General features: G+C 74.0%; 20 protein-coding genes. 6 read left to right on the top strand and 14 right to left on the bottom strand.

What is annotated here, in order from left to right; all coding sequences use genetic code 11:
• From JT723_RS26335 to JT723_RS26325, 3 genes are all read right to left on the bottom strand, one after another.
• Nucleotides 1-345: heterodisulfide reductase-related iron-sulfur binding cluster (locus tag JT723_RS26335; protein WP_205047275.1), on the bottom strand; the 345-nt coding region annotated here is incomplete at its 3' end.
• 132 nt (nt 346-477) lie between these two features.
• The gene (locus tag JT723_RS26330) at nt 478-1,548 is read right to left on the bottom strand and encodes an NAD(P)-binding domain-containing protein (protein WP_307864022.1); all 1,071 of its coding nucleotides are present in this window, start codon (nt 1,546-1,548) and stop codon (nt 478-480) included.
• Between the two features lie 58 nt (nt 1,549-1,606).
• Nucleotides 1,607-2,425, bottom strand: coding sequence for a glycoside hydrolase family 3 N-terminal domain-containing protein (locus tag JT723_RS26325; RefSeq protein ID WP_205047273.1), 819 nt, complete (start codon nt 2,423-2,425; stop codon nt 1,607-1,609).
• A 329-nt stretch (nt 2,426-2,754) separates the two neighbouring features.
• Between JT723_RS26325 and JT723_RS26320 the strand changes: the two genes are divergently transcribed.
• Nucleotides 2,755-3,177 (top strand): secondary thiamine-phosphate synthase enzyme YjbQ, encoded by a 423-nt coding sequence (locus tag JT723_RS26320; protein WP_205047272.1) that lies wholly within the window; start codon nt 2,755-2,757, stop codon nt 3,175-3,177.
• Between the two features lie 27 nt (nt 3,178-3,204).
• On the opposite strand, the gene JT723_RS26315 is transcribed toward JT723_RS26320, so the two are convergent.
• The gene (locus JT723_RS26315; RefSeq protein ID WP_205047271.1) at nt 3,205-4,275 is read right to left on the bottom strand and encodes an ATP-dependent DNA ligase; all 1,071 of its coding nucleotides are present in this window, start codon (nt 4,273-4,275) and stop codon (nt 3,205-3,207) included.
• A gap of 66 nt (nt 4,276-4,341) precedes the next feature.
• On the opposite strand from JT723_RS26315, the gene ligD reads away from it, so the two are divergent.
• Nucleotides 4,342-5,358 carry a non-homologous end-joining DNA ligase gene (gene ligD / locus JT723_RS26310; RefSeq protein WP_205047270.1) on the top strand — a complete coding sequence of 339 codons (1,017 nt, stop codon included), beginning with the start codon at nt 4,342-4,344 and terminating at the stop codon, nt 5,356-5,358.
• Nucleotides 5,359-5,369: 11 nt separating this feature from the next.
• On the opposite strand, the gene JT723_RS26305 is transcribed toward ligD, so the two are convergent.
• Nucleotides 5,370-7,166, bottom strand: coding sequence for a glycoside hydrolase family 35 protein (locus JT723_RS26305; protein WP_205047291.1), 1,797 nt, complete (start codon nt 7,164-7,166; stop codon nt 5,370-5,372).
• A gap of 355 nt (nt 7,167-7,521) precedes the next feature.
• Between JT723_RS26305 and JT723_RS26300 the strand changes: the two genes are divergently transcribed.
• Entirely contained in the window at nt 7,522-8,514 is a 993-nt protein-coding gene (locus tag JT723_RS26300) for a GlxA family transcriptional regulator (protein WP_205047269.1), read from the top strand.
• Between the two features lie 139 nt (nt 8,515-8,653).
• Nucleotides 8,654-9,271 (top strand): DJ-1/PfpI family protein, encoded by a 618-nt coding sequence (locus tag JT723_RS26295; RefSeq protein WP_205047268.1) that lies wholly within the window; start codon nt 8,654-8,656, stop codon nt 9,269-9,271.
• Here the strand turns inward: JT723_RS26295 and JT723_RS26290 are convergent.
• Entirely contained in the window at nt 9,253-9,801 is a 549-nt protein-coding gene (locus JT723_RS26290; RefSeq protein WP_205047267.1) for an Lrp/AsnC family transcriptional regulator, read from the bottom strand. The genes JT723_RS26295 and JT723_RS26290 overlap by 19 nt on opposite strands.
• 229 nt (nt 9,802-10,030) lie before the next feature.
• Between JT723_RS26290 and JT723_RS26285 the strand changes: the two genes are divergently transcribed.
• Nucleotides 10,031-11,071 (top strand): lactonase family protein, encoded by a 1,041-nt coding sequence (locus JT723_RS26285; protein WP_251512643.1) that lies wholly within the window; start codon nt 10,031-10,033, stop codon nt 11,069-11,071.
• 152 nt (nt 11,072-11,223) lie between these two features.
• Here JT723_RS26285 and JT723_RS26280 read toward each other — a convergent pair whose 3' ends face one another.
• The 3 genes from JT723_RS26280 to JT723_RS26270 all read right to left on the bottom strand — a co-directional run bounded on the left by JT723_RS26280 (nt 11,224) and on the right by JT723_RS26270 (nt 14,069).
• Complete coding sequence (locus JT723_RS26280; RefSeq protein WP_205047265.1) at nt 11,224-12,114, bottom strand: sirohydrochlorin chelatase; 891 nt, start codon at nt 12,112-12,114, stop codon at nt 11,224-11,226.
• Nucleotides 12,115-12,247: 133 nt separating this feature from the next.
• A complete protein-coding gene (locus JT723_RS26275; protein WP_205047264.1) occupies nt 12,248-13,225 on the bottom strand; it encodes an N-acetylglucosamine kinase in 978 nt (325 codons plus the stop codon).
• Nucleotides 13,226-13,229: 4 nt separating this feature from the next.
• Nucleotides 13,230-14,069, bottom strand: coding sequence for an LURP-one-related family protein (locus JT723_RS26270; protein ID WP_205047263.1), 840 nt, complete (start codon nt 14,067-14,069; stop codon nt 13,230-13,232).
• A 133-nt stretch (nt 14,070-14,202) separates the two neighbouring features.
• Here JT723_RS26270 and JT723_RS26265 point away from each other — a divergent pair, with 133 nt between their 5' ends.
• A complete protein-coding gene (locus tag JT723_RS26265) occupies nt 14,203-14,880 on the top strand; it encodes a uracil-DNA glycosylase (protein WP_205047262.1) in 678 nt (225 codons plus the stop codon).
• Between the two features lie 12 nt (nt 14,881-14,892).
• Here JT723_RS26265 and JT723_RS35450 read toward each other — a convergent pair whose 3' ends face one another.
• From JT723_RS35450 to JT723_RS26245, 5 genes are all read right to left on the bottom strand, one after another.
• Complete coding sequence (locus JT723_RS35450) at nt 14,893-15,360, bottom strand: S26 family signal peptidase (RefSeq protein WP_251512645.1); 468 nt, start codon at nt 15,358-15,360, stop codon at nt 14,893-14,895.
• Nucleotides 15,357-17,210, bottom strand: a complete 1,854-nt coding sequence (locus tag JT723_RS26260; protein WP_251512647.1) for an ABC transporter ATP-binding protein — start codon at nt 17,208-17,210, stop codon at nt 15,357-15,359. Before JT723_RS26260 ends, JT723_RS35450 begins: the two co-directional genes overlap by 4 nt.
• On the bottom strand, nt 17,207-17,764 hold the full coding sequence (locus JT723_RS26255) for a TlpA disulfide reductase family protein (RefSeq protein ID WP_205047261.1): 558 nt from the start codon (nt 17,762-17,764) through the stop codon (nt 17,207-17,209). Before JT723_RS26255 ends, JT723_RS26260 begins: the two co-directional genes overlap by 4 nt.
• A 122-nt stretch (nt 17,765-17,886) precedes the next feature.
• Complete coding sequence (locus tag JT723_RS26250) at nt 17,887-18,084, bottom strand: hypothetical protein (RefSeq protein ID WP_205047260.1); 198 nt, start codon at nt 18,082-18,084, stop codon at nt 17,887-17,889.
• Between the two features lie 128 nt (nt 18,085-18,212).
• On the bottom strand, nt 18,213-20,942 hold the full coding sequence (locus JT723_RS26245; protein ID WP_205047259.1) for an AfsR/SARP family transcriptional regulator: 2,730 nt from the start codon (nt 20,940-20,942) through the stop codon (nt 18,213-18,215).
• Between the last annotated feature and the right edge of the window lie 50 nt (nt 20,943-20,992).

The raw sequence follows: 20,992 nt of genomic DNA, 5'->3' as shown, positions 1-20,992 counted from the left end.
ATATGTTTTCGGTACGGCGGCTGCCGCTGCCTCGGCCAGCCCGTTGTCACGGCCCTCGTCGGCCGCACGCGCCGCGATCCGCGGGAAGTTGTCCCGCACCATGGCCGCGCAGGAGCCCGACGGGGTGACGACGTGGTCGTAGCCGTCGAAGACCGCCGCATAGCGGCGCACGAGCGGCTCGGCCTGGCGCCGGTAGCCGGTGTTGTAGTGGGCCTGCCCGCAGCACGTCTGCCCCGTCGGGAAGTCCACCTCCACACCGAGCCGTTCGAGCAGCGCCACCACCGCCCGCCCGGTGTCCGGATAGAGCATGTCGTTCACACAGGTCACGAAAAGCGCTACGCGCATGGGTCCTCCGCGCCGCGCCGGTGCAGGCCGGGCTGATCTCGATCACGCATGCGCTCATACTGCCGCAAGCTCCTTCCTGAGGGAAGGAGACATCCGATGTTTATTGGGCCGGCGCGATACAGGCCGCGTGGCTCAGCGCACGGCCTGGAGGCGGTGCTCGTCCAGCAGCGCCCTGACCTCGCGCACGGCCGTGCGGCCCGCGCGGTTGGCGCCGATGGTGCTCGCCGACGGCCCGTAGCCGACCAGGTGGACACGCGGGTCCTTGAGCACCCGGGTGCCCTCCACCGCGATCCCGCCGCCGGGTTCGCGCAGCCGCAGCGGTGCCAGGTGGTCCAGGGCGGCGCGGAATCCGGTCGCCCACAAGATGACGTCGGTCTCCAGGGTGCGGCCGTCGGCCCAGGCGACGCCGTGCGGCGTGATCCGGTCGAACATCTCCTCGCGTCGCAATATGCCGCGCTCCTCGGCCTGCCGCACCGCCTCTGTCGCGGCCAGCCCGGTCACGCTCACCACACTCTGCGGCGGGAGCCCCTGCCGCACCCGCCGCTCGACCGACGCGACCGCCTCGCGCCCCCACTCCTCGTCGAAGGGCCCGCTGCGGAAGACCGGGGGCCGCCGGGTCACCCAGGTGGTCCTGGCCACGTCGGCCAGCTCCATCAGCAACTGCACCGCCGAGGTGCCGCCGCCGACCACGACCACGTGCCGGCCGGCGAACTCCGCGGCGCCCCTGTAGCCCGCGGTGTGCAGCTGGCGCCCCAGGAAGGTTTCCTGGCCCGGGTAGTAGGGCAGAAAGGGCCGGTCCCAGGTGCCGGTCGCATTGATCAGCGCGCGCGCCGACCACACGCCGGCGTCGGTCTCGACCCGCAGCCGCCCGCCGTCGCCCTCGCGTACCGCCGCCACGTCGACCGGACGGCGCACCCGCAGGTCGAACTCCCGCTCATAGCGGGCGAAGTAGTCGCCCACCACCTCGGCCGACGGCCGGTCCGGGTCCGCGTAGCCCAGCGGCATGCCGGGCAGCTCGTGCACCCGGTGCGCCTTGCCGTACGTCAGCGACGGCCAGCGGTACTGCCAGGCGCCGCCCGGGCCGGGGGAGTGGTCGAGCACCACGAAGCCTGCACCGGGAGCCAGGCCCGAGCGGCGCAGGAAATACCCGGCGGACAGGCCGGCCTGCCCAGCGCCGACGACGGCCACCTCGACCTCACGCACCGCAACGTCCATGCCAGTCCCAACCGCGGAGCAGGGGCAATGCTTCCCCGCCCGGCGGTCAGCCCGCGCCGGCCGCCGGGGCCGGCTCCTGGGCCGGCATCCGCGGCTCCGACGCCCAGCGGCGCAGCCTCGCGACGCGCTCCGCGGCCTCCTCCAGGCGCCGCTGCGGCAGGTCGCCGTCGGCCACGGCCCGCGCCGCCGCGGCGTGGATCGCGTCCCGCACGCCCGCGCCGCTCGACGGGCCGAGCCGTACGAGGTCCACGCCGGCGATCCACGCCAGCACCGCGGCGCCCGGCACACCCCAGCCGTCGACGATCGACGGCGCGTCCAGCGTGTCACTCAGCACCACGCCGCCGTAGCCCAGCTCGCCGCGCAGTACTCCGGTCACCGCGCGGGCGCTGAGCATCGCGGGCAGATCCTCGTCGCCGGGCACCGGGGTGTGGCCCGCGGTGATACCCCGCACCCCCGCGGCGGCGCCCTCCGCGAAGGGCCGCAGGCTGCCGCCCGCGGTGAAGGGGCCGAGTGCGGCGGCCACGCCGTGCATCTGGAGATCGGTGACGAAGACGCGGGTCTGGTCGGCGCGGCGTCCTGGGCGGACGGCCAGATGGAGGTTCGCGCCCGCCGCGACGAGGTCGGCCGCGGCGGCGTTCCCGCCGCCCTCCGCCTCGTGCCGCGCCGGGTCGCCCGGGTGCCCCGTCAGCGCGTCCGGCAGCGCCGCGCGCAGCGCGTCGGCCGTCTCCCGCGTGTCCACGGCTGCGCCGGGCGTTCCGTTCTCCAGGCTGCGCATCACCCACTCGGGGAGCCGTTCGTGGCGCCCGCGTACCGTGGGCAGCAGGCAGGAGTCGACCAGTGCGGTGAGCCGGCGCAACACCTTCACCCCCTCCGGGCTGCGGCAAGGACGGTACGGTGTCCAGGCCCGCTGAATGGTACAGACCAATCGCCGCCCCCGGCAATCACCCCCTCCCGGGGGGCCGTCAGGTCCTGCCCCTTGCGGTGGGCGGTCGCCTCTCGCTCGGTGGGGGCTGGTTTCGCAGTTCCCCGAGCCCCTGGGCGGGTGCCACTTGCTGTGGCGTTGCTTCTTTCCCGCTCCTCGGGCTGGGCGCGCAGTTCCCCGCGCCCCTGAAACGCTCGCCCTCCTCCGAAGGGGCAACCATCAGGGGCGCGGGGAACGGCGCGGGTCCAGACGGGTGGGGGGACAATGGGGGGATGGCTGATCGCTATCGTTCGCGGCTCATCGACGTCTCCACCGGCTGGGTGGAATCCGTGTACGACCTCACGGCGAAGTGCACCGCCTTCCTGCACGAGGAGGCCGGCAAAGCCGACGGCCTCCTCAACGTGTTCGTGCCCCACGCCACCGCAGGCGTCGCCGTGATCGAGACCGGCGCGGGCAGCGACGACGATCTGCTGGCCGCCTTGCAGGACCTGCTGCCCGCGGACGACCGGTGGCGGCACCGGCACGGCAGCCCGGGGCACGGCCGCGACCATGTGCTGCCGGCGCTCGTGCCGCCGCACGCCACCTTGCCGGTGGTCCGGGGCCGGCTGGAGCTGGGCACCTGGCAGTCCGTGGTCCTGGTGGACACCAACCGCGACAACCCCCGCCGCAAGGTGCGGCTCACCTTCCTCGGCTGACCGGTCCCCGGCTGACCGGACGCCGCGTCAGTCCTGCCCGGCCGACAGGAAGTCGGCCAGGTCGTACCCGACCGGCTCCTCCAGCTGCGCGTAAGTGCACTGCTCGGGTTCGCGGTCCGGCCGCCACCTGCGGAACTGCGCGGTGTGGCGGAAGCGGTCGCCCTGCATGTGGTCGTAGGCGACCTCCAGGACCCGTTCGGGGCGCAGTGGCAGCCAGGACAGGTCCTTCTTGCCGGTCCACCTGCTGGGTCCGCCGGGCAGCCGGTCGGCGGCCTGGGCCTCCTCGCTGGCCCATTCCTGCCAGGGGTGTCCCGCCACCGAGTCCATCCGCAGCGGGGCCAGTTCCTCCATGAGTTCGGCGCGGCGGCGCATCGGGAAGGAGGCGCAGACGCCGACGTGCTGGAGGCGGCCTTCGCCGTCGTAGAGGCCGAGCAGCAGGGAGCCGACCACCGGGCCGCTCTTGTGCCGGCGCAGGCCCGCCACGACGCAGTCGGCGGTGCGCTCGTGCTTGACCTTCACCAGGACGCGTTCGCCGGGCCGGTAGCCGAGGTCCGGGGGTTTGGCGACGACGCCGTCGAGGCCGGCGCCCTCGAAGCGGTTGAACCAGTCCGCGGCGAGTGCCACGTCGTCCGTGGCGGGGGCGATGTGGACGGGAGCTGTCGCCTCGCGCAGCGCGGCGGTCAGTGCCGACCTGCGGTCGCGCTGCGGCTCCGCCATGAGCGACCGGTCGCCGAGCGCGAGCAGGTCGAAGGCGACGAAGCTCGCGGGTGTGACCTCCGCCAGGTGGCGTACCCGGGAGTCGGCGGGGTGGATGCGCTCCAGCAGCGCATCGAAGTCCAGCCGCCCGTCGCGTGCGATGACGATCTCGCCGTCGAGTACGCAGCGCGGCGGGATGCGGGTCCGCAGCGCCTCGACCACCTCAGGGAAGTAGCGGGTGAGCGGCTTGGTGGAGCGGCTGCCCAGCTCGATCTCGTCGCCGTCGCGGAAGACGATCGCGCGGAAGCCGTCCCACTTGGCCTCGTACTGCATGCCGGCCGGGATGGCCTTCGCGGCCTTGGCGAGCATCGGCTGCACTGGGGGCATCACCGGCAGGTCCATGCTCCGATTGTGCGCGCCCGCGCCGCACAGGGCGCGGCGGCGGCGTGCCCGCCCTAGCGTGGGGGCATGGCAGAGACGCTGGAGCTGACCGTCGGCGAACGCACCGTGCGGGTGTCGCACCCGGACAAGGTCTACTTCCCGCAGCGCGGCCTGACCAAGGCCGACCTGGTGCGCTACTACCTGAGCGTGGGCGACGGCGTCCTGCGGGCGCTCAGGGACCGGCCGACCACGCTGGAGCGCTACATCAGCGGCGTGGAGGGCGAGTCCTTCTTCCAGAAGCGGGCGCCGAAGAACCTGCCCGGCTGGATCCCGACCGGCCGCATCTCCTTTCCCAGCGGGCGCTACGCCGACGAGATCTGCCCGACCGAGGTGGCGGCCGTGCTGTGGGCGGCGAACCTGGGCACCTTCACCTTCCATCCCTGGCCGGTCCGCCGCGGCGACACCGAGCACCCCGACGAGCTGCGGATCGACCTGGACCCGCAGCCGGGCACCGACTTCTCCGACGCGGTGCGGGCGGCGCAGGAGCTGCGGGACGTGCTCGACGGGCTCGGCCTGACCGGCTGGCCGAAGACCTCGGGCGGCCGCGGTCTGCACGTCTTCGTGCCGATCGCGCCCGAGTGGACCTTCACGCAGGTGCGTCGCTCGGCCATCGCGGTGGCGCGCGAGCTGGAGCGGCGCGCGCCGGAGCGGATCACCACTGCCTGGTGGAAGGAGGAGCGCGGCGAGAAGATCTTCGTGGACTACAACCAGACCGCGCGCGACCGCACCATCGCCAGCGCCTACTCGGTGCGGCCCTTCCCGCACGCGCCGGTCTCGGCCCCGCTGCGCTGGGAGGAGCTGACCGAGGTGGCGCCGGCGGACTTCGACCTGGTCACCATGCCCGTCAGGTACGCGGAAGTCGGCGACCTGCACGCGGACATGGACGAGCACGCCTTCCGGCTGGACGCGGCCCTGGACCTGGCCGACCGCGACGAGCGCGAGCACGGCCTCGGGGACCTGCCCTACCCGCCCGAGCACCCGAAGGTGAAGGGCGAGCCGAAGCGGGTCCAGCCCAGCCGGGCGAAGAAGGACGCGCAGGACTGAGCCGAAGCGGCTCAGTCGAAGGTCTCGACGTACTCCTGCGGCGGCCCCAGCTCCGCGCGGTCGCGCAGTTCGATGCGGTCGCCGAAGCGTTCGAGCTCCAGCACGGTCACCGTGTTGCGGCCCGCGGACAGCAGCGGCGCGGGCACGTACAGCGTGGTCTGCGGGCCGATCTCCCGGTGGCGGCCGAGCAGTGTGCCGTTGACCCAGACGAGGCCCCTGGAGAAGCCGGGCAGTGCCAGGAAGGTGTCGGCCGGGGTGTCGACGTCGAGCCGGGCGGTCGCGAAGCCGCAGCCGCCGGCCGGCGCTGCGGCGGCCGGGGCGTGCTCCACCAGCTCCGGAGTCCACTCGTCGAGCGGCAGCCCGTGCACGGTCCAGGTGTGCACCAGGCGCGGCCCGATCCGCACCCCGCCCAGGATGCCCTTGCCCTGGCCGAGCAGCGGGCCGTAGTTGATCCGGCCCTGGTTCTCCACCAGCAGGTCCAGTGCGATCCGCCGCCCGGTGCCGGTCAGCGGCAGGGTGCCGGTCTCCCCGTCGAGCACGCCGACCGGCACACCGTCGGCGAAGACCTGGGCGCGGTCGTGCAGCCCGTGCACCGTCAGGTCGTGGGTGCCCGCGGGCACCAGGGGGCGTGCGCGGTAGAGCAGCAGACCCGACGGCTGGCCCAGCTCCTCGAAGCTCGGCGGATGCGGCCAGGCGGTGGCCGGTGCCAGTGCGGCGAGCCCTTCGAGCAGGCCAGCCCCCGGCACGGGCAGCAGCGTGCGGGGCGCCAGCAGCGGCGGGTCCGCGGGCAGAGGTCGGGGCTCGGCGCCGGTCGCGGCGAGCAGCAGTTCGCGGAAGCGGTGGAATTTCGGGCGCAGGGCGCCGTTCTCGGCGATCGGCGCGTCCGAGTCGTAGCTGGTCACGGTCGGCTGCAGCCGGACCCCGTCGTGGTTGGCGCCGGAGCCGAGACCGGTGTTGGTGCCGCCGTGGGCCATGTAGATGCTCACCGAGCCGCCGGCGTCCAGGATGCCGGCGAGGGTACCTGCCGCGCTGTCCACCGAGCGCATGTGGTGCCGCTCGCCCCAGTGGTCGAACCAGCCGTTCCAGAACTCCGCGCACACGAAGGGCTCCCCGGCCCGCCGCGCCCGCAGCAGTGCGGCGGCTGCCGCCGGATCGGAGCCGAAGGTCGCCGTGGCAAGGGTTCCGGGAAGGCTGCCCCCGTCCTGCATGAGGGCGGTCGGCCCGTCGGCGGTGTAGAGCAGTTCGCCGACGCCCCGGCCCGTCAGCGCGTCCCGCAGCCACTCCAGGTAGCCGCGGTCGTCGCCGTAGCTGCCGTACTCGTTCTCCACCTGCACCGCGACCACGGGGCCGCCGTACGCCGCCTGCGCCGCGGTGATCTGCGGCAGCAGGGTGTCGAACCAGCGCTCCACCTCGTCCAGGTAGGGGCGGTACGACGAGCGGGGCCGCATGCCGGGCATCCCGGTCAGCCAGGCGGGCAGCCCGCCGTTGTCCCACTCGGCGCAGATGTACGGGCCCGGCCTGACGATCACGTCCAGGCCCGCGTCCTGGGCGAGGCCGAAGTAGCGCCCGAGGTCGCGGCCGCCGTCGAAGCGGACCTGCCCGCGGTGCGGCTCGTGGACATTCCACGCGACATAGGTGTCCACGGTGTTGAGGCCCATGGCCGCCAGGCGCCCGAGGCGGTCGGCCCACTGTGCCGGATGGACCCGGAAGTAGTGCATCGACCCGGCCAGGACGCGGTGCGGTCGGCCGCCGCGCAGCAGTTCGCCCTGCGGGTACGTCAGCAGCGCCGGCGCGGAAGGCTGCACCATGTGCCCGGCAGCCCTGCCACGCACCGGCGCGGCCACGCCCGTGGCCACCCCGCGGAAGGACACCACGACCTGCTCGTGCGTTGACGGCTCCACTCCCACGACCTTTCGGTTCGCCCATGCCGGCTCTGCCCGCTCTGCATGGCCCCCGGGGAACTCTGGCACATCGATGTTATCGATGCCAAGAGCATGTGGTGTGCATATCACCTGGTGGTGAGCATGTGTCAGTCCGAAGCGTGGGATCGCTCTCACGGTGCCATGCGCCGACCGTGCCACGCCGGTCATGCCGCGTCGGGATGGCGGGAATCGTCATAAGGCTGTCCTTGCCGCCATCGCGGCGCGCACCCACGATGGAGCCATGACCAGCCGCCGCATCGTCTTCGCCGTTTTCCCCGGCTTCCAGCTGCTCGACCTCGCAGGCCCGAACGAGGTCTTCGTCCAGGCCGGGCGGCTGGCGGCCGGGGCAGCCGGGGCGGCGGGCCAGGGGGTCGCCGTGGACACCGTGGCGGCGGCGCCCGGCCCCGTCGCCAGCAGCGGCGGCATCACGGTGACCCCGACCCTGACCGCGGGCGAGGTCACGGGGCCGGTCGACACCCTCGTCGCGGTCGGCGGCCGGGGCGTCCACCAGGCGTGCCAGGACGCCGAGTTCGTGGACTGGTTCGCCCGCACATCACGGCGGGCCCGCCGCACCGCCTCGGTGTGCAGCGGCGCCTTCCTGCTCGGGGCCGCCGGGCTGCTCGAGGGGCGGCGGGTCGTCACGCACTGGTCGGCGTGCGATCTGCTCGCGCAGCGCCATCCCGCTGCCGCCGTCGACCCCGACCCGATCTTCGTCCGCGACGGCGACCTGTGGACGTCGGCGGGCGTCACCGCCGGTATCGACCTCGCCCTGGCCATGGTCGAGGCGGACGACGGCCCCGAGGTGGCCAGGGCGGTGGCCAGGCAGCTGGTGATGTTCGTGCAGCGCCCCGGCGGCCAGGCGCAGTTCAGCGCGCAGCTGGCCGCCCGGCGGCCAGAGCGGCAGCCGCTGCGCGACGTACTCGACTGGGTCGCCGACCACCTGGCCGACGACCTCGGTGTCCCGGCGCTCGCGGCCAGGGCCGGGATGAGCGAGCGCCACTTCACCCGGGTCTTCCGCGCCGAGACCGGCCGCACACCGGCTGCATTTGTCGAGAGCGCGCGGGTGGAGGCCGCCCGCCGCCTGCTGGAGTCCACCGGCACCACCGTCGAGGCGGTGGCACGCGCCTGTGGCTACGGCACCCGCGAGACCCTCCAGCGCAGCTTCAAGCGCGCCGTCCAGGTCACGCCGGGCGAATACCGCAGGCGTTTCGCCCCGCACTCCGCCGCCGGCTGAGCCCCGGCCCCGAGCACGCGGGCCTGCGGCACCGCACAGCCGGCCGTACCCCGTACCCCGTACCCGTACCCGCACCCGTATCCCGTATCCCGTCGTATCCATCACCCGGCCGGTGTCCCCGGCCAGAAGGGCCACCGCCATGCGCATCGTCTTCCCGGTCTTCGACGGCCTCACCGCACTCGACGCCGTCGGCCCCTACGAGGTCCTGCGGATGCTGCCGGACGCCGACGTGGTCTTCGCCGCCGCCGAGGCCGGACCGGTCACCGACGGGGCCGGGATGCTCACGCTCACCGCCACCGCGGCCTTCGCCGACGTCACCGCCGCCGACGTCCTGGTCGTGCCCGGCGGCCCCGGCGCCCGTGCGAACCTCGGCAACGAGGCGCTGCTGGACTGGATCAGGCGGATCGACGCCACCGCGGGCTGGACCACGTCGGTGTGCACCGGCTCGCTGCTGCTCGGCGCGGCAGGGCTGCTCAAGGACCTCCATGCGACCACCCACTGGAGCGCCACCGACCTGCTGGAGGCGTACGGCGCCAGGTACACCGAGCAGCGGGTCGTCGAGCAGGGCCGGATCGTCACCGCCGCCGGTGTGTCGTCCGGCATCGACATGGCGCTGCGGCTGGCCGAGCTGATCGCGGGACCCGTCGCGGCCCAGGCCTTCCAGTTGGCCATCGAGTACGACCCGCAGCCGCCCTTCGACGCCGGGTCGTACACCAAGGCCCCGCAGGCCGCGAAGGACTACCTGGCCTCGCGCTGAGCGCCGCCGCTCCCGTCCTCGCCCCCGCTCTCCGCGCCGCGGGTGCCGCCGTCGCTGCCTTCGGCCGGGCTCAGCGACTCGACCAGCGGCAGGACCCGGTGCGCCACGCGCTCGCTCAGCGCTATCTCGGTACGGATCCGCACCACCCCGGGCAGCCGCCCGAGCCGCTGGATGACGCCCTCCAGATGCGCGTTGTCGCGCGCGACGACCCGGGTGAGCAGGTCGCCGCCGCTGCCGGTGATGGAGAAGGCCTCGACGATCTCCGGCACCGAGGCGAGCGCGTCGCCCACGTCGTCCAGGTGGCCCCTGGCGACCTCGATCCGTACGAACGCCAGCACCGGGTGCCCCAGCGCGGCAGGGGAGACCCGGGGACCCGCCATGACGATGACCCCGTCGCGTTCCAGCCGCTCCAGCCGGGCCTGCAGGGTCCCGCGGGCGACGCCCAGGATGCGGGCGTACTCGCGGACGCTGGTGCGCGGCCGGTCGAGCAGCAGCCGCAGTATGCGGGCGTCCAGGGCGTCCAGCGGCATGGGACCGCGGCCTCCTCGCCGTCGTCGGGATGTTCAAGATCACCGTACTGATGGCCCGGGCCTGACCGACCACTTTGAGCCATCACCGCAGCAAGCGCCCGCCCGCCGCACCCAACGGCCCCGGCCGCAAGGCGCATCGGCGGGCCAGTGGCGGCCCCGGGGGCGACGGGCCGGACGTCAGGTACTACTCTCAGCCGCCGTACAGACATCAGGCGGAAGAGGTACGGCAGTGGCCGGGCACGTTTACATCGGGTCGTTCACTTCGGCGGGTGGGCGCGGTCTCACCACGGCCACCGTCGACCCGGACACGGGAGCGCTGGTGGCGCTCGGGGACACCGCCGACGTGCCCAACCCGTCCTACCTCACCGCGTCCCCCGACGGCAGGACGCTCTACGCGGTCAGCGAGACGGAACCCGAGGGCGCGGCCGCCGCCTTCTCGCTCGCCGACCCCGGCGCCCCCAAGCTGCTCGGCAAGCCGGTCTCGGTGCGCGGCGGCGCCCCCACCCACCTCGCCGTCCACCGCGGCCACCTGCTGACCGCCAACTACGCGGAACCGGGCAGCGTCAGCGTGCTGGGCATCGAGGCGGACGGCAGCATCGGCGCGATGCGCTCGCTGCTGGAGCACGAGGGCGACGGACCGAACCAGCAGCGCCAGCAGGGGCCGCACGCGCACGCGGTGCTCACCGACCCCAGCGGCCGCTGGGCGGTCAGCGTGGACCTGGGCACCGACTCGGTCCGGGTCTGCGAACTCGACCCCGCCACCGGCGAGCTGGAGATCGAGCGGGAGCTCGGCCTGCGCTCCGGCATCGGCCCGCGCCACCTGGTCTTCCACCCGGCGGGGCGCCACGCCTACGTGATGAACGAACTGGACTCGGTGGTCACCGTCTGCACCTGGGACCCCGAGCGCGGCAGCCTGCGACCGGTGTCCGAGACCCGGGTGCTGCCCGAGGGCGTGGAAGGCGAGAACTACCCCTCGGAGCTGGTGGTCTCGCACGACGGCCGGTTCGCGTGGGCGGCCAACCGCGGCCACAACAGCATCGCGGTGCTCGGCCTGGACGAGAGCGGCGAGAACCTGGAGCTGCTCACGACCGTGAGCTGCGGCGGCGACTGGCCGCGCGACCTGGTCCTCGACCCGTCTGGCAGCCGGCTCTACGCGGCCAACGAGCGCTCGGGCGACGTCACCTGGTTCGACATCGACCCGGCCACCGGCATCCCCGAGCAGGCCGGCTCCCTGCCCGTACCCGCCGTGTCCTGTGTGCGCTTCGTCTGACCGCACGGACCGCACCGACCGCGCGGCACCGACCGCACGGCCACCCGTACCGAACCGTGGCGGTGTCCCCGCCCGGGTGGCACGGCGGCGGGCGGCCCCTCCAGGAGGGACCGCCCGCCGCCGTGCCGTGCTTCCGCCGCCAGGGGACGGCGTCAGTGCGTGGGCGCCCCCTGCGGCTGCTGCATCGAAAGGCCCAGCGCGGCCGCGTACTGCGTGACCACCAGCTTGCCGACCGCCGGGTAGGGGCCGAGCGCGTCGGCGCCGGAGCAGCCCGCCTCGGCCGCCGCGGTGTGCAGCAGCTGCGGGGCGATCTCCGGGCCGATCAGGCAGGGCGCGAGCGCCAGGGTCGCAGAACCCGAGGCCCGCAGCTGCTCCGCCGCCTGCGCGATGGCGCCGTCCTCGTCGAGCGCCGCGGCCAGCACCGGCACCGCGAGCCGTGCGGCCAGCAGCAGCCCGGTCACGCCCGCGGCCTGTGCCGCCTCCTCGCCGCCGACCGTGGCGAGGATGATGCCGTCGGCCGCCGTGGCCACCGTGAACAGCCGCGCCCGGTCCGCGCGGGCCAGGCCCGCCTCGGACAGCCTCACGTGCAGCGCCTCGGCCAGCAGCGGGTGCGGGCCGAGCACCTCGGTCAGCTCGACCTGCGCCTTGCTGTCGGCGACGGCCTGCCGCACCCGGCGCAGCACAGACGCCTCGGGGCCGGCCAGCAGCGGCACCACGACCGCCGCGGTGTCCTCGCCCGCCCGCTCGCCCGCGACCTGGTCCAGCACGCTGCGCAGGGAGGGGAATTCGCTGTCCTGGTCGCCTTCGCCGTCCACGAAGCCGATCCGCGGGTCGAGCCCCGACAGCTCGGAGCGGGCGATGCTCACGACCTCCTCGGCCAGGCTCAGCGCCGCTTTCGAGGGGGTACCGGGGACGGCGAGGACCAGCACCGGAGCGCCCTCGGGGGCGGCCAGCGCCTCCGGTCGGCGGTGGCGTCCGGTCTGGCGCGGGCGCGGCATGCGAACGGGAAGGCCGGAGGCGGGACCGCCTGTGGTAGTGCTCATGGCGACGCATGCTAACGCCTTGCGGCGCGGTCCTGCTCGGCCGGGTACGAGACAGGTCAGACCTGTCCAGAACTGTCCGTTTCCCCGGTGACGTTCGGTCACCCGGCCATTATCGTACGCGTCTGAGCAGCGGCTATCGCCGAACGGCGTGCAGCAGCACACCGTCGACCGGCAGCGTCAGACGGTCCTCGTGCAGCGCCCGGGCGATCAGCAGTGCGCCGTCCAGCGGGTCGCCCGCGGCGGGCACCAGGACCGCGTCGGGCAGCAGCCACTCCGCCTGGTCGCGCAGCGGCCCGAGCAGCGGCTCGCCCATCTTGAACAGCCCGCCGGCCAGGCCCACGCGGGTCTCGCCCGGCAGCTGCGGGCGGGCGGCCGCGGCCGACTCCAGGATGTGCTGGGCGGCCTGCCGCAGGATCTCCGAGGCCACCGGGTCCTGTGCGGCGCACTGCGCCACGTCGGGCGCGAAGGACGCGAGCACGGCCGGCCGGTCGGTGCGCGGGTAGACCACAGAGGGCATCGCGCCCGCAGGCCCGAACCGCTGCTGCGCGCGGGCCAGCAGCGCGGCCGACCCGCCGGCCCTGCCGTCGTGGGCGCGCATGGCCGCCTCCAGGCCGGCCCGGCCGATCCAGGCGCCGCCGCCCGCGTCGCCCAGCAGATGGCCCCAGCCGTCGGCACGCCGCCAGCTCTCACCCGAGGTGCCCAGCGCGATCAGGCCGGTGCCCGCCGCGACCACTACACCCGGGGACAGCCCCAGCGCGCCCGCGTAGGCGGTGACGGCGTCGCCGGCCAGGGCGAGCGCCCGTACCCCGAAAGCGTCCTCCAGGGCGGCAGGCAGCGCCGCGCGCAGGTCGTCGCCGAGCGAGGCCATGCCGGCCGCGCCGACGCATGCCGCGGCCAGCGAGTCGGCCGCCACCTCGCGCAGCAACCCGGCGACCCGCGGCAGCACCCGGTCCAGCAGGGCGGCCGCGTCGATGCCGCGCTCACCCGTGGGCACCGGCCGGTCGTCGGCGACCGCGCCGGGACCCCCGGAGCCGTCGGCGCGGGTGATCGCCACCCGCACCCCCGAGCCGCCGGAGTCGACGCCGAGCACCCAGTGCGTTGTGCCGGGCACTGGCTCAGCCGAGCCCGCGGGAGTCCTGCTTGAGGGCGGTGTCCACGGTCAGGGCGGAGGCGACGACCATGCTCAGCAGCGGATCGGCGAGCTGCCGGTGGATCTGCAGCACGTAGTTGTCCGCCGTGGTGAACATCGTCTTGGCCAGGCCCTCCCAGGTCTTGGTGATCCGGGCGATCTCCGTGTCGGTGTGGTCGACGATGGCGAAGTTCCAGGCCCGCCAGTTCTCCGCCTTGATCGCACCGATCTGCTGGCCGTTGTACATGAAGCCGAACTTGATCTTGCCGAAGGCGTTCTGCTGGACGATCTCGCCGAGCGGCTCACCGTTGGCCCGGTGCACCAGCACCTTGGACTTGATGAACTTCGCCGGCCGGGTCAGCACCAGGTGCGGCTGCCCCTGCGCGTCCCTGACCTCCAGCTTGTGGGTCAGGAACTGGTCGACGCTGGAGACGAAGCGCAGCACCTTCTTCGCGGTGCTCTGCCCCACCTCGACGACCGAGCCCAGCGTGCGGCCGTTCTGGTCGAAGACGCTGTACTCGTTGACCAGCTCGATCAGCTTGGCCTTCTGGTTGACCACCAGGACCGGCTCGGTGAACAGCGTGCCGCCGCCGTACGCCGTCGGCGAGACACCCGCCTGCTGCTGCACCTGGTGCTGCACCTTCGACGGGTCCGGGGTGCGGCTGACGTTCAGCTCCCACGCGCTGCCCCCGCTCTGCTGCTGCTGCGGCACCTGGCCCGGGTTGGTGTGCTCGGTCCACTGGGTGCCGTCCCAGTACCGGAGCAGGTTCGGAGTGCCTTGCGGGTCCGCGTACCAGCCCGCCGGGGTATTCGAATGCGTTGTCACCCGGGCAGAGTACCGTCAAGCGCCGGTCAGGGGAGGTCAGGTTTCCACCCGCTGTCGGCGTGCCTGCGGGCGGGGCCGCGGCCCCTGCCGCGCGGTCATGGGGCGCCGCGCGGGGCCGGTAGGGTGATCGGCCGTGGCAGCAAGAGAGTTGAGCGAACTTGTCGAGCCGGGATGGGCCGAGGCGCTGCGCCCGGTGGCCGGGCGGATCGCGGCGATGGGGGACTTCCTGCGCGCGGAGATCGCGGCGGGCCGCACCTATCTGCCGGCCGGGTCGAACGTGCTGCGCGCCTTCCAGCAGCCTTTCGACGACGTGCGGGTGCTGATCGTCGGCCAGGACCCGTACCCCACCCCCGGCATGGCGGTCGGGCTCAGCTTCTCCGTGGCGCCCGAGGTGCGCCAGCTGCCGGGCAGCCTGGAGAACATCTTCCGTGAGCTGAACACCGACCTGGGCCTGCCGCGGCCCTCCAACGGCGACCTGACCCCGTGGACCCGGCAGGGCGTGCTGCTGCTGAACAGGGCGCTGACCACCGCCCCGCGCAAGCCCGCCGCGCACCGCGGCAAGGGCTGGGAAGAGGTCACCGAGCAGGCGATCCGCGCGCTGGCCGCCCGCGGCAAGCCGCTGGTGTCGGTGCTGTGGGGGCGCGACGCCCGTAATCTGCGGCCCTTCCTCGACGGCTTCCCCGCGATCGAGTCGGCGCACCCCTCCCCGATGTCCGCCGACCGCGGCTTCTTCGGCTCGCGCCCCTTCAGCCGGACCAACGACCTGCTGATCCGCCAGGGCGCCCAGCCGGTGGACTGGCGCCTTCCCTAGCGCCTCCGGGATTCAGGCGCCGAGTTTGCGCACCGCGACGCCGTAGAGGCGGTCGGCGGCGACGTAGCCGGTGCGGCGGGAGTCGTGCGAGCGAGCCGGGTTGTCGCCCAGCACCACCAGCCGCCCGGCCGGCACGTGCGTACCCGGTTCTGAACGCAGCGCGGGCACGGTGTCGCGGGGGATCGGGTCGCCGGGCACGGCGGTGACGCGCTTGATGATCCAGGGGGCGGGCGCCGTCCTGTCCATTCCGGGCGGAAAAGCCTCAGGCGGCGGTGCGTGGTGCCCGCTGAGCACGACCACCTGTCCCGCGTGCAGCGCGCCGGCCGGCGTCCGGCGCACCAGCACCCGCTCGCCGGGCCGGTACGTCGGCAGCATGCTCTCGCCGTGCACGGTCACCACCAGGTAGCGCCCGCGCAGCCACAGGGCCGCAAGGGCAGCGGCGACGACGAGAGCGGCGAGCACCGCCAGGGCGCCGGTCACTGCAGGGCTCCCGTCGGCTCCATGTCGTCGTCGCGGTAGCCGGCCGCCTGGCGGCTGAACAGCCGGGCGTACACACCGCCGTCGGCCAGCAGCGCGGTGTGGCCGCCCTCCTCCGCGACGACACCGTCGGCCAGCACCACGATCCGGTCGACGTCGCGGATCGCGCCGAGCCGGTGCGAGATCATCACGCTGGTACGCCCCGACCGCAGCTTCCTCAACTGGCGGTGCACCTCGTACTCGGCCTCCGGGTCCAGGCCGGAGCTGGGTTCGTCGAGGATCATCAGGTCGCGGTCGCGGCGCAGGAAGCCGCGGGCCAGCGCGAGCCGCTGCCACTGCCCGCCGGACAGCAGCACCCCGTCCGCCTCCTCGTCCTGCTCGGAGGCGAACCCGCGGCTCAGCAGAGTGCGGTAGCCGTGCGGCAGGGCCGTGACGGTGTCGTGGACGTCGGCCTCCCGCGCCGCCCGCGCGATGCGCTCCTCGTCCCCGGCGAGCGCGAGGTCGCCCACCGCGATGTTCTCCGCCGCGGTCAGCTCGTAGGACACGAAGTCCTGGAAGACCGCGCTGATACGGTCGCGCAGCGCCTGCGGCGGTACGTCGCGGATGTCCACGCCGTCCCACAGGATCGCCCCGCGGGTCGGGTCGTAGAAGCGGCACAGCAGCTTCGCCAGGGTGCTCTTGCCCGCCCCGTTGCGCCCCACCAGGGCGACGGTCTGGCCGTGCGGGACGAACAGGTCGACGCCGCGCAGGATCCACGGGTGGTCGTCGCTGTAGCGGAACCAGACGTCGCGCAGCTCGATGCCACGGCGCAGCGGCGGCAGGTCCCGGCCGGCCGCGGGCAGCGGAAGGTCGGGGCCTGCGGTCACGATCGAGACCTCGTGCTGGAAGTTCAGCAGGTGCTCGTAGGCCATCACGCCGGCCGCCACCATGACGTTCAGCGCCCCCTGCACCCCGGCGATCGCTGCCACGAACATCGACACGTCGCCGATGCCGAGCCGTCCGTCGCCTGCCGCGAGGATCGCCCAGACGAGTCCGGCCCCTGCGACACCGGCGGAGGCGGCCGCCAGGCCCGACTGGATGAGCAGCTCCTGCCGGTCGACCCGGCGGCGGGCCGCGTTGGCGGTGCGCAGTTCGGCGAGCATCCGCAGGCGCAGGAAGTCGCCGAGCGCGAACAGCCGGATCTCCTTCGCGGCGCTCGCGGTCGACATCAGCTGCGCGTAGAAGGCCTCGCGGCGCTCGGCAGGGCCGATCCGCCAGAGCATCGCGGTACGCCGCCGCGACAGCCGCATCTCGATGAGCAGCGCCGGCACTGCCGCCAGCAGGACCAGGACGGTGAAGGCGGGACTGATCAGCGCGAGCGAGCCGACGAAGCCGACGACGGTCACCAGGCCGCTCGCCGCCGACACCGTGGTGTCCACCAGCCGGCCGGGGTGGCTCGCGCTCTGCTGGGCCAGCCGCAGCCGGTCGAGGAAGGCCGGGTTCTCGAAGCCGGCGAGCCCCGTGGAGCGGGAGACCGCCGCAAACAGCTCGTCCTTCGCGGATGCCGCCGTCCGCCGGTCCACCTCGGCCCGCAGGTACTGTGCTGCGTGCGAGGCCACCGCGACGGCCGTGGTGACCGCGGTGATCGCCAGCGCCAGGCCGAGCAGCGAGCCCGTCCTGTGCTGGGCGACATGGTCGAGCACGGCCCTGGTCAGCCACGCCACCATGACCGGCGCCGCGGAACCCACCAGCGCCACTGCCAGATAAGCCAGAAGTTGTGCAGGCGCCGACCGCCATACCCGCGACAAGGTGCGTACCGCGCTGCGCAGCAGTTCCCGCCGCGTCGGCGTGATACGCAGCCCGTCGTCGGTCACGCCGGCGACCCCACGGGCAGCCGGGAGACCTTGCCCTCGACCGCGAGCAGCCGGCCTTCCCCTGAGACCTGGTAGAAGGTCGGGAACACCTTGAGGCCGAAGGCATTGCCCATGGCGAGGTCGTCCTCCACGACCACCTGCGCGACCGGCGACAGCGCCGTGACCAGCTCCTCGGGGTCGCCGGCACTGGAGTCGAGCACCGCCACGACCTGGCGCCGGTCCTGGCCCGCGGCCCAGGAGGCGATCTCGGGGAGCTGCGCGCGGCACCCTGCGCAGTTGGCGGACAGGAACGCCACCACCGCGCCCTCGGGAAGCAGCTCGCGCGTCACCTGGTCCCCGTCCAGCGTCGTGGCGGCGAAGTCACCGACCAGCTCGCCCTTGTCCAGCTTTGCGAGGCTCGTGGCAGGTCCGGCGCCCAACAGGTCGACGGCCTCGTACAGCGCGTCCATCAGCTTCGTGTGTTCCCGGAGCCGGCGGATCACCCCGAGGGTCAGCACCAAGGTCAGCAGGCAGAGGACACCGAGGAGGGACACGACAGCAATCAAGAAGGGCATGGAGTACTCCGTGTGAAAGGGAAGGATCAGCCGTGCCCGGCGGTCGGGGGGCCGCCGGGCACCTGTCACCGAGGGGACCGGGCGTGGCTGCCGTACCAGCCCTCGCCGGCGAGCGCGGTGACCTAGCTGCAGGCGATCTGGTTCGAGCAACCACCGCAGCTGGTGTGGCCGTTCGGGTAGTAGCAGCAGATTGCACCTGCGGGCCTCGGGCCGCAGCCGGCAGCGGCTCCGCACGTGATGTCGCAGTCGGCGGCCCGTGCCACGGTGTGCGGCGCGACCGCCTCGAGCAGCCGGTCGGCGAGCTTGTTCATGAGGCGCATGGAATCTTCCCTTCGGTCACGGGGGCCGGACGCGTTCCCGCCCCGTCGCGGCGGTACGACGGATCACGCCGTATCGCGCCGCTCCGGGCAGCCTGTGCCAGGGCTGTGAGCGGTTTCTCAACGACTTCTCAACGGCCCGTCACCAGTGCCCTTGCCCGCTCCCGTACGGCCTCGGCCTGCGCGTTTCCCAGGGCGCCGTAGAAGTCGGCCGCCCGCTGCCAGGCGTCGGCCGCGGCGGCCGGGTCGCCGGCCCGCACATGGGTCTCGCCCAGCCGCACCAGGGTCTCGGCCGCCGGGTGCAGGTCGTCGCAGCCGTGGAAGAGCTCCGCCGCCCGCTCGAATCCGGCCACCGCACCCGCGGTGTCGCCCTGGACGTCGAGGATGTACGCGATGCTGTCCCACGCGTGCCCCTCGCCGTCCGGGCACTTGAGGTCGGCCAGGATGCGCTGCGCCCTGCGGCACTCCTCCAGCGCCGCCTCGTGCTCGCCCTCGTGGGCGCGCAGCCACCCGGCGTTGTTGAGGGCGCGCGCCGCCGCGACCCGGTCGCCCGCCTGCAGGAACAGCTCGCGCGCCCGCAGCGTCGGCCCCAGCGCCCGGCTCGGCCGCTCCCTGCTCAGCGGCCCTGCCAGCCCCAGCAGGACGTACGCCTGCAGCGCCGGCTCCCCGAGGTCCTTGTACAGCTCGATCGCCCGCTCGAACTGCTCGACCGCCTCGCCGTCGCGGCCCAGTCTGACCAGGGCGCGCGCGGTGTTGTTGCGGCAGTGCGCCTCGCCCAGCCGGTCGCCGAGCCGCCGCGTGGCGGGCAGCGCCACCGCGTGCACCCGGAGTGTCTCCTCCCACAGCCCGCGGCGCTGCATGAACTCCGCGAAGGAGCACGCCAGCTGCCAGGCGTGCCGGTCGAGTCCCGCCTCGGTCGCCATGGCGAGCAGGGCGGGCAGCGCCACCGACTCGTCGGCGTACCACCGCAGCGCCTCGGTGTGGTCGGCGAACCGCTCCACCACCGCGCCGGGCTCCGGGGCTTCCAGCGGCAGGCGGTCGCGGTGCGGATAGCACAGGGCGCCCGCCGCGGCGGCCGAGTGCAGGCAGTGGTCGAGCAGCCGCCTGGTGGCCGCCTGGCGCACCGCCGTACTGTCGGCGTTCACGCCCTTCTCGACCGCGTACACCCGCAGCAGGGCGTGCAGGTAGAGCCGGCCCGGCGGGCGCAGCTCGACCAGGTTGGCGCCGCTGAGGTGCGCGGTCAGTTCCCGGGTGTGCTCCACCGGCAGACCTGCCAGGCTGGCCGCCGCCGACAGCGACAGGTGCGGCCCCGGGTGCTGCCCGAGCCGGCGGAAGAGCCGGGCGCCGGCGGCTGACAGCTCACGGTAGGAGCGCCAGAAGACCCGGCGCAGGTCGATCGCCGGGTCGCTGTGCGCGAAGGGCTCCAGGTCGGAGTCGGTGTGCTCCAGATCGGCCGCGACCTCGGCCAGCGGCAGGTCGGTGCGCCGGGACAGCTGGGCCGCGACGATGGCCAGCGCCAGCGGGAGCCGCCCGCAGCGCCGGATGATCAGCTCGGCGGCAGCGGGCTCCGCCGCCAGCCGCGCCTCGCCCAGCCAGGCGGCCAGCAGGCGGTAGGCGTCCTCGCTCGGCATGACGTCCAGGTGCAGCAGGTAGGCGCCCGCGGTGACCGCGAGGCCCGACAGCTCGGACCTGCTGGTGACCAGGGTCAGGCAGCCGGGACCCGTGGCGACCAGCGGCCGCACCTGGGCGGCGCCGTGCGCGTTGTCCAGCACCACCAGCACCCGGCGGCCGGCCAGCAGGCTGCGGTAGAGGCCGACCTGCGCCTCGTGGCCGGAGGGCACCTGCGCCTCGGGGACGCCGAGTGCGGCCAGGAAGCGCGGCAGCACCACGGCCGCGTCGCCCGGGTCGACGGTGCTCAGGTCGGCGTAGAGCTGCCCGCCGGGGAAGCGGTCGCGCTGCAGGTGCGCCCAGCGCAGCGCCACCGACGACTTGCCCACGCCCGGCGGCCCGGATATGGCGCAGACCGCGGCCCCGGCCGGCTGGTCGTCGGCCCCGATCGCGGCCAGTTGCGCCAGTTCTGCGCTCCGCCCGACGAAGTGCCGCAGGCCGACCGGCAGTTGCAGCGGTACCGGGTGCGCCGGCTCGGGCGGTGCGTCGGACTGCAGCAGCATCCGGTGGACCTGCTGCAGCGAGGTGCCGGGCTCCACGCCGAGTTCGCCGGCCAGCGTGCGGCGGACCCGGGCGAAGTGCGCCAGCGCCTCGGCGGTGCGCCCGCAGGCGTGCAGCGCCTCGATCAGCGCCGCGGCCAGCAGTTCGTCCAGCGGGTACTCCTCGGCCAGCGGGGACAGGGCGGTCGTGGCCGCGGCGGGGTCGCTGCCGGTCACCGTCCGGGCCCAGCGCAGCTGCGTCTCCTTGCGCTCGTCGCGCATCCGGTGCCGGGCGCGCTCGGCCCACTCCCCGGGCAGCCCGGTCAGCGGGTCGCCCCGCCACAGTGCCAGCGCCTCGCCGAGCGGCGGAGCCGGATCGTGCGCGGCCGTCGCCTCCTTGACCAGGCCGCGGAAGCGCAGCACGTCGACCGCGGACTCCTTCACGTCGAGCAGGTAGCCGCCGACCCTGCGCACGACGGCGCCGTCGTCTGCCAGCACGTCGTGCCGGATGCGGGTGATGACGGTGTGCAGCGTGCGCCGGGCGCCGGACGGGACGGCGTCGCCCCATACCCGGGCGAGCAGCGACTCGACCGGCACCACCCGGCCGGCCTCCCATGCCAGCGCGGCGAGCGCGAGCGCGACCTGCGGCGGCCGCACGGGTCTCGACTGGCCGGAGCGCTCCACTTCTACCGGCCCGAGCAACCGAATCAGCACGACGGCCCACCCCCTTGCCTGTGGATCATCGAGAGTAACCCAAGTGATAC

Origin of the sequence: Actinacidiphila bryophytorum, from assembly GCF_016916835.1 — a bacterium.
GTDB classification, from domain to species: domain Bacteria; phylum Actinomycetota; class Actinomycetes; order Streptomycetales; family Streptomycetaceae; genus Actinacidiphila; species Actinacidiphila bryophytorum.
The sequence above is the reverse complement of the archived record's forward strand: the minus strand, read 5'-3'. Positions and strand labels throughout refer to the sequence as shown.